Source organism: Piscirickettsia salmonis LF-89 = ATCC VR-1361 (assembly GCF_000297215.2).
GTDB classification, from domain to species: Bacteria; Pseudomonadota; Gammaproteobacteria; order Piscirickettsiales; family Piscirickettsiaceae; genus Piscirickettsia; species Piscirickettsia salmonis.
Genome location: NZ_AMFF02000105.1, coordinates 26,111 through 34,649, shown reverse-complemented (window position 1 = coordinate 34,649; position 8,539 = coordinate 26,111). Strand labels below are relative to the sequence as shown.

The following is an 8,539-nucleotide window of genomic DNA, read 5'->3' as shown; positions in this document are numbered from 1 at the left end:
TTTATAGTCGTCGCGTTTTGCTCGGCGATTTTGCATCATTGGATGTGCAAAATACCTACCGAGGTAGCGACGCTTACGGAAAATTTGGATTTCTTCCCTCTTGTCTCGCCCTCGCAATCTCTCTCTCGGCATCGACTCTAGTTTTTAACATGATGTCTCCTTATGTTTTTATTAAAATTTTAAGCAATAATGCGATTTATATAATCAATGTTATTATTGCTTTTGCTTCATCGTAGTGAAGGCTAAAATATTAGTCGTTGCTTATAGTGATTTAATATTAATGTTTTAAACATTGAAATATTTATGCTTTTTATTGTGTTTATATAAATTAAATGTAAAATTTTTGCATACAAATAATATATTATAAATATTTATCATATTGTGAAATTTCAGTAATATACCTTAAGAGCAATAGCCTCCTTCGTTGGCAATTTGACTCTGTTGAAGGCCGCTAACCGCCTTAGCTAATTCACAACTTTAGATGAATATGTTTTTATCGCTTTGCATGTTTTCAGGACTTACAAGTTGATAGCAAAATCTAGTTATGCATCCACTAAAAAACAACCTTTTAATGTTTATGAACCTTAACTATCTATCTCAAAACTGTTAAAAGGTTGGCATCAAGACTATGATTAGAGCTCATGCTTTCAATAGAAAAATTATACATTGATTTAAAGTGTAGGTTTGCATAAACACTCTCTCGCTGCGACAATGGCCAAGAATTTAATTAGAGAGTACTTGGAAAACTAAGGTGTAGGATGTTATGAAGCCGGCTGAATTAGAGCGCTATGCTCGCCATTTTGTCTTGCCTGGTGTAGGAGTGGCAGGGCAAGAAAAGCTAAAGCAAGCACGTGTGTTATGCATTGGTGCTGGGGGGGTGGGCTCGCCTGTCTTAACCTATTTGGCTGCTGCGGGGGTGGGGCATCTTGCGGTGATGGATGATGATTATGTTGATTCTTCGAATTTGCAGCGGCAGATTTTATTTACTGAAGATGACCTAGGTAGACCAAAAGCCTTGGCTGCGCAACAGCGCTTGCAGGCACAGAACTCAATGATTCAGGTACAAGGGATTAATGAGAATTTAACGATAGACAATGCTCTAGAAGTGATGCGGTTTTTTGATTTGGTGATTGATGGTTCGGATAATTTTACAACGCGATTTCTAGTCAATGATGCCTGTGTGCAGTTGAATAAGCCTTTTATCTCCGCGAGTGTTTTTCAGTTTTCAGCTCAGCTGGCTTTATTACAGCCAAAAGATCATAGCTGTTATCGTTGCTTATTTCCAGAAAAGCCAAGGCCAGATGAGTTGCCCAATTGTAATGAGGCAGGTGTGTTTGGTGCAGTGACGGGGATGGTTGGAACCATGGTGTGTTCTTTAGCGTTGAACTATTTACTCGGAGAGGTTATTGCACCCGTATTACATCAGATTGATGCGAAGATGCTTAGCGTAAGATCGGTGAAGCTGCAGCGCAATGAAGATTGCCCCGCGTGTCAGCAGAGCGTTGCTTTTCCGCAATTGTTGCTAGAAGAAGAGCAAAAGCACCAGCAGGTCTGTGAAGCTGCTTGTCTGTTAGAATCAGCACTAGAACGAGAGCCAGAGTGCAGTGCAGATGAGTTGGAAAGCAGGTTAAATCAGGGAGCTGTGTTATTGGATGTGCGTGAACTATGGGAGAGGGCGCTGATTGAGATTCCAGGCCACACCGTGCATATGCCCTTAGGGCAGTTAGAGATGAGCACGCTTGATGTAAATCAGCACTATATTGTTTATTGTAAAGTTGGAGCACGTAGTGCCCATGCAGTAAAGCTCTTATCTCAGGCGGGCTTTGATGTTGAAAATTTAGCGGGTGGCATTATGGCATGGCAAAGCCAAAATACACTCGTTTAGAGGTGCATGAGAAGGTGTAAACCTAAGCTTGCTTATTGTTATTGCGTTTTTACTTTGCTGGGTTTGGGCGGATCCAGAAATAGTAGAAGATAATTTGGCAGAGGGGTAGAGCAACCATGAGGCAGGATAATGGCAGTTGGCTGTAGACAGGTAAAAAGGCGATTAGAAAACTAATAAGAGCAACACCGGCGGTGATAATAAGGCCAAGCAGCGCACTGATGGTACCGATGTTGCGTGTCAGTGCAAGAGCACCAGCCATGCAATTGGGAAAGATTAAGCCAGAGGCATAGAGTGAGAGATAAAGTGGAATTAAGAGCCCCCAAGTTGAGGTTCCTAATATAAGCCCACAGGTAAGCCCACTAATTCCACTAATTAACATGAGCGAATTGCCGACGGCAATCAGTGCTTGGCTTGAGAAAAAATGTAATAAGCGACCACTACTTAATGTGCCTAAGAGATAAGCTGCGCCGATGCTAAGTGCAATGGTACCGAACTCAGCTGGACTAAAGTGCAAGGTTTGTTGTAGTAAAAATGGACCGATGACATTAAAGCTGATGCTGATGGCAAAGCTTAATGTCATGCACAGCACATAGCCCCAAAATATTTTTTGCGTTAAGATGCTAAGATAGTTTTGTTTTAATGTCTTGATATTAAGGTGTTGCTTATTTTGTTTATTGAGTGTCTCTGGCAGTAAAGCAATTGCTAACAATAATGAGGCCGCTGTGATGATGAGAAGAAAGTAAAAGTTAAACCGCCAGCCTAAGTGAGTTTGAATTAGCCCGCCAATAAATGGTGCAATAATAGGTGAGATGCCGTAAGCAAAAGAAGATAAAGAGGTAACTTTGGCTAAGCGTATACCATGAAAGTGATCTCCCACCATTGCATTACTGATCACCGCACCTGCACCGATGCCAAGTCCTTGTAATAAACGCCCAGCTAAGAGAGAAAGCTCACCTTGGGCCTGAGCGCAGACTAAACTGCCAATAAAAAAGATGATAAGGCCGCAGCAAAGAATTGGTTTGCGGCCGAGGCTGTCTGAAATCGGTCCATAAAAAAACTGTGATAGTCCTGAGCTTAATAGGTAAATTGTAAGGCTCCATTGTGTAATGCTGGTGCTGATGGCAAGTTCTTGACTGATATAAGGCAAAGAAGGTAGGTAAATATCAATAGTAACTTGACCAATTGGCACAATTAGCAAGATGAAAAACAAAATAAGTGCTGTTGGGTTATTTGATTTGTTTGTCATTTTGTTACCTAATGCTATTTATATGCACTGTGCTTTTTGAAAAAATCAGACCAGTTTATCAAAGAGTAAGTGACTTAGCTAGAGAGTGAATGAGATAAAAAAATAACAGATTAAAAGTGAATTGGTTTGCGAGTTTAAAGTAGGGTTAGCTACACTGTAATTAGTCACTCTATGGAAGCAAATGGTTCATCGAGGTTATTGTGAGGGATCGACCTATTCCGCTTTTTATTCCGGAAATTGTAGGGTTTGACAAGCTGGCACCTTACTTAAAGCAAATCGATAAGAATCAGTGGTATAGCAATCGTGGCCCATTAGTTTGTGATTTTGAAACACGTATTGCAGCGCATTTTAATTATCCACAAGGTGGTGTTGCTACCTGTGCGAGCGGCACTTTGGGCCTTATTAGTACTTTACTGGCATTAGAGTTGCCCCGCGGCAGTAAATGCGTGATGCCGGCTTGGACGTTTATTGGTACGATGGCAGCCATTAATGCTGCAGGATTGGAGCCGGTGCTTGCGGATGTTGAATTAGACTCTTGGGCGCTGGATGTCAATGAGGTAAAAAAATGCGTTGAAGTGGATAAAGAAATTTCAGCGGTGATTGTTGTCTGCCCATTTGGAAAGATGATTGATATTGCGCTTTGGGAAGATTTTTCTAAGCGTTATAATATTGCTGTGATTATTGATGGTGCTGCTTGTTTTGATAGCTTTAAGCAAGTGGGTAAAAAAACAAAGTTGCCTTTTATTATTAGTTTGCATGCAACGAAAGTCTTTGGTATTGGTGAAGGTGGCTTAGTTTTTAGTGAAAATACTGACTTAATTAACAAAGTAAAAAAAATCACTAATTTTGGCATTGATGAGCAGCGTCAGGTGCCGGTTGTCGGTATTAATGGAAAAATGAGTGAGTATCATGCAGCGGTAGGTCATGCGTTATTAGATGAATGGCATGATTATCGGCAATGTTGGAAAAAGTTAATAAAATCGTATCAACGCTGTTTGGGTGCTATGAGTCAGTTTAGTGACGAGTATATTACTACCAATTGCATATTAAAACTAGATAAAGGCGAGATAGCAAAGTTAAAGCGGCAATTAAAAGGGCACATGGAGTTTAGGTGCATTTGGCAATTGTTGGATCGCAAGTGCAATAATGCATTACATTTGAGTCAAACTATCGTTTCTATTCCTTTTTATTTTAATATTAACCTATCAGCGGTTAATACAGTATTGGGCTATATCCATGAAGATTGTAAGTGAGATAGTCCAATTAGAAACCGCAGGTTGGTTGATCATCAAAGATCTATTGAGCCAAGATGAAGTAGATTTATGTAGGAAGCTTATAGATCAATGTGAAGTCGCTTATCAGCCTTGGCAAGCCTATCGGCAGCCGGGGGTTTTTCATCATTTGCCCTTAGTTGATTATAGGTTCCTGCGAGTGTTAGAGCGTTTAGCCGATAGCAAAATATTAAATGACTATTTTGATCACAATAACTTTATTTTAAATTCATTCGGCGGTGCAGTGAATAATAAAACGATGGATAAAAATAGTTATCTTAAAGAAATTCATCGAGATGTTAATTATTATATTAAAAATTATCCATTAATGATGAATGTGTTAATTATGTTAGATCCTTTTTCTAAGGTGAATGGTGCGATAGAAATATTACCCGGTTCTCACAAAGTAAGAGAAAAGCCAAGTGCTGATGAGTTTAATACAAATAATATCCAGGTTTTATCTAATGCTGGAGATGTATTATTTTTTAACTCTTATGTTTGGCACCGCGCGGGAATAAGTGAAACTTTAGATAAAAGAAGAGCTCTGACATTAACTTACACACCGTCATATTTTAAACCACAAGCAGATTATAGTGAAATATATATAAATTTACCTGATGATATGAAAAATGAGTTTTATAAAGCAGTGCTTGGAAAATCAAGCAAGATTGTTAAAAACCTTGATGAATGGTATATAGACTATGAAAAATAGCACTGAAATAAAAGATAGTAAAATTAAATATAAACATAACTTTGATCATATTTTAAGGGAGTATTTAGTCAGAGACTTAAGGCCTTACTTCTCTGGTGGAGATGCCATTGAGTTGGGGTGTTATCATGGTGATTTTACTAAGAATATAGCTAAACATTTTAATAATATTTATGCTGTTGATGCTTCGATAGCTGCGATTAATACATTAAAAAATAATGCCAGTGAAAATAATATAGATAATATAATTTATATAAATCAGTTTTTTGAAGATTTAGAATTGCCTGTAAAAGTGGACCATATTTTCATGGTCCACTCTTATGAGCATATTAAAAATAGAAAAGAGTTATTGGAGAGTTTAAAAAATTATTTGAATGATTCAGGACGGTTGTTTATTGTTGTGCCAAATGCATATGCGGCATCGAGACAAATTGCGGCCTGCATGGGGATTATTGATTACAATCATGCAGTGACAGAGTCGGAGAAGGTACATGGGCATTACAGTACATTTAGTCTTGATATTTTAAATTTTGAGCTACGACAAGCTGGTTTTAAGGTAATAAAAAATGGTGGTGTTATGTTTAAACCTTTAGCAAACTATCAGTTTGATCTTTGCTTGCAGCATCAAATTATTGATAAAGAATTTATCGAAGGCTGTTACTTATTAGGTAATATCTATCCTGAGCTTGCGGCGAGTATCTACTCGATATGTGAGTTATGAGTAAAATTGCGATTATGCAGCCTTATTTATTCCCATATCTTGGTTATTTTCAATTAATTAATTTAGTTGATATTTTTGTCTTTTATGATGATGTTAAATATACTAAATCACACTGGTATAATAGAAACTATATCAGTGAAAATGGTGAAAGATCATTATTTACATTTCCAGTGTTAAGAAATTCAACTGTAGATTTAATAAAAGATGTTTTTTATAGTAATAAATTATTTTTTTATAAAAATAAATTAAAAAAACGCTTAAAATTTAACTATAAAAATAATTTAAATGTTATTTGTGATTTGATAGATTATAATATAAATAATTTGGCTGACTATAATATTAATGCAATTATTAATATATCTAAATATTTAAATTTTACTACATTATTTTTTAGATCATCTGAATTGAGTTTGACTGCAGTAGGTCGGTATGAAAGAATTATTGAAATATGCCGCTATTTTAACTGTAATCACTATGCCAACTCTATTGGTGGTAAGAACCTTTATGATAAAAATAAATTTTATGATTATGGTTTAGAGACGGAATTTATTGATTGTAAAATAGATCACCCATTTTCAATAATCCATGAAATTATGGTTTTTAATACAAGTGATTTAATTAAAAGAGTATCCTGTGAATATGAGATATTTAAATAATCATTCTATAGGAGGCTTTATTAACCATTGTTCTCTAGTAGCAAGACCTACTATTTATAACAATGTGCTGAGGCTTAATAGTGGTAAGAATTGCTTATTATTTTTAATTAAATTTTTAAAAATTAATAAAATTTATTTGCCATATTACACCTGTGAAAAATTTAAGAGCGAAGTTAATAAGCATTGTGATGTTGTTTATTATCATGTGAATCATAATTTAGAGCCTGCAATTAAAATCCCTGAAAATGACTATTTTGTTTATGTTAATTATTTTGGCATTAAAGATAGTTATATAGATAATTTAGATTATAAAAAAAACTTAATAATAGATTGTTGCCAAGCATTTTATAGTGATTTTAATTATATCTCGTTTTACTCACCAAGAAAATTTTTTCCCATTGCTGATGGTGGTTATTTAAGTTTTAATTCTAGAGAAATTAGACGTATATATGAAAAATTACCATTTGATGACCATTGTCGCTCATATGATTTTTTATATGAAAATACTGATGATAATTTAGAGAGTTATTTTAAATATAAAGATAATGAGAAAGAAGTAGGTGAGTTGAAAATTAAAAAAATGTCTATAGCAAGTCAATCCTTACTTGATTTGATAGACGTTGAGAAGGTTAGAAAAATTAGGCTAGAAAACTTTATGTATTTGCATAAGAAAATAGGCCACTTAAATGAACTAAACCTTGATACTCAATTAATACATGGCCCAATGGTTTATCCATTGTTAACTAATAAACTTTCACGGGAAAACATGATTAAAAATAAAGTGTTTGTTGCTCGTTATTGGGAGAATAGCGGCTCTAGCTTTAATATTGCTGAGCAGTATTTAGCAGAAAACTTAGTGGCGTTACCAATAGATCATCGTTATGGCATAGAACATATGGAAAAAATTGTTAATTTAATAAGGATGGGCTAATGGCAGTGCATGCAAAAAGAGTTTATTTTAGGGCAATAGAGGAAACTGATATCGATTATTTATACCTATGGTCAAATGATGATGAAATTAATGAGATGCTGTGTGGTTGGCATTTTCCAGGCTCTAAAGGCTTTATCCGTGACTGGGTTGCTAATCAAGATAAAGACCAAAACAATAGGCGTTTTATAATTTGCAATAGTGATGATAATAAGCCAATTGGCACAATCAGTTTAGTTCATATTGATTGGAAGAATAGAAATGCTTATCTTGGCATTATGATTGGTAATAAAGAATATCAGGGTAAAGGTTATGGAGAAGAGTCTATTAAATTAATCACAGATTATTCATTTTTAGAGTTAGATTTAGTGAGGTTAGACACTGATATTATCGAATATAACTATAAATCCATAGGCTTATTTGAAAAATTGGGTTGGATTAAAGAAGGCTGTAAAAATAATTTTTTCTATAGAAAGGGAAAGCGTTGGCATAGGCTATCTTATGGTATTGAAAAATAATTAATCAGTTGTTGAAATAAGTCAATTTATCTATTTATTTGTATGAAATATTTTATAAAGGCACCTGAATATTATCAATCTGTCTTTAGTTCTTTATGGATAGATGGGGATTTATATTTAGTTGTTACTGATAATGGGATTCAAGATATTTTATGTCAGGTTAATGAGTTAATTAAACTAAAAGAGTATCGCTTAGCATATGAAAATATCGAATCTAAATTATCAATAATAATCAATAATAAATTAACTGATTTTGAAAAGTCAGTATATTACTATTACTATTCGATTTGTTTGTTTCTTGTCGATAGTTATGATAAGGCATATCAAGCAATAAGAGAAGCAATTAAATTTCATAGTGAAATTTCTTACTATTATCACAATGCATCCGCTGCGAGCCATGGAGTGCTAAGCACGGGGTGAGTAGGCCGAGGTAGGTTCGGGTTTTTAGCAGAGCGGAGTTGCGAAAGGCCGTTAGGTCTGTAGCAAGCGTAACGAGTGTCTAAAAATCTATACGAACCGTAGAGTCATGTGAGCGAGGTAGCGACGCTTACGAATATTAACGTTTAAAATAGAAAAATATGATGAAGTTATATTACTTTTAGAAA

General features: G+C 35.1%; 9 protein-coding genes. 8 read left to right on the top strand and 1 reads right to left on the bottom strand.

Translation table 11 applies throughout. The features are described from left to right. Positions 1 to 763 precede the first annotated feature (763 nt). Positions 764 to 1,885, top strand: coding sequence for a HesA/MoeB/ThiF family protein (locus C200_RS10355; RefSeq protein ID WP_016211167.1), 1,122 nt, complete (start codon positions 764 to 766; stop codon positions 1,883 to 1,885). 49 nt (positions 1,886 to 1,934) lie between these two features. On the opposite strand, the gene C200_RS10350 is transcribed toward C200_RS10355, so the two are convergent. Continuing rightward, complete coding sequence (locus C200_RS10350) at positions 1,935 to 3,131, bottom strand: multidrug effflux MFS transporter (RefSeq protein WP_016211172.1); 1,197 nt, start codon at positions 3,129 to 3,131, stop codon at positions 1,935 to 1,937. A 200-nt stretch (positions 3,132 to 3,331) separates the two neighbouring features. On the opposite strand from C200_RS10350, the gene C200_RS10345 reads away from it, so the two are divergent. From C200_RS10345 to C200_RS10315, 7 genes are read left to right on the top strand one after another with little or no spacing between them, the layout of a single operon-like run. Then, positions 3,332 to 4,384 carry a DegT/DnrJ/EryC1/StrS family aminotransferase gene (locus tag C200_RS10345; RefSeq protein ID WP_016211166.1) on the top strand — a complete coding sequence of 351 codons (1,053 nt, stop codon included), beginning with the start codon at positions 3,332 to 3,334 and terminating at the stop codon, positions 4,382 to 4,384. After that, a complete protein-coding gene (locus C200_RS14590; protein WP_051307350.1) occupies positions 4,368 to 5,114 on the top strand; it encodes a phytanoyl-CoA dioxygenase family protein in 747 nt (248 codons plus the stop codon). The genes C200_RS10345 and C200_RS14590 overlap by 17 nt, the downstream gene beginning before the upstream one ends. After that, positions 5,104 to 5,832, top strand: coding sequence for a class I SAM-dependent methyltransferase (locus tag C200_RS10335; RefSeq protein WP_016211165.1), 729 nt, complete (start codon positions 5,104 to 5,106; stop codon positions 5,830 to 5,832). Before C200_RS14590 ends, C200_RS10335 begins: the two co-directional genes overlap by 11 nt. Beyond that, positions 5,829 to 6,488 (top strand): WbqC family protein, encoded by a 660-nt coding sequence (locus C200_RS10330; RefSeq protein WP_016211168.1) that lies wholly within the window; start codon positions 5,829 to 5,831, stop codon positions 6,486 to 6,488. The genes C200_RS10335 and C200_RS10330 overlap by 4 nt, the downstream gene beginning before the upstream one ends. Then, positions 6,466 to 7,419, top strand: coding sequence for a hypothetical protein (locus tag C200_RS10325; protein WP_155046736.1), 954 nt, complete (start codon positions 6,466 to 6,468; stop codon positions 7,417 to 7,419). The genes C200_RS10330 and C200_RS10325 overlap by 23 nt, the downstream gene beginning before the upstream one ends. After that, positions 7,419 to 7,934 carry a GNAT family N-acetyltransferase gene (locus C200_RS10320; protein ID WP_051307351.1) on the top strand — a complete coding sequence of 172 codons (516 nt, stop codon included), beginning with the start codon at positions 7,419 to 7,421 and terminating at the stop codon, positions 7,932 to 7,934. Before C200_RS10325 ends, C200_RS10320 begins: the two co-directional genes overlap by 1 nt. Positions 7,935 to 7,976: 42 nt before the next feature. After that, positions 7,977 to 8,354, top strand: coding sequence for a hypothetical protein (locus tag C200_RS10315; RefSeq protein WP_033923763.1), 378 nt, complete (start codon positions 7,977 to 7,979; stop codon positions 8,352 to 8,354). The last annotated feature ends 185 nt before the right edge of the window (positions 8,355 to 8,539 follow it).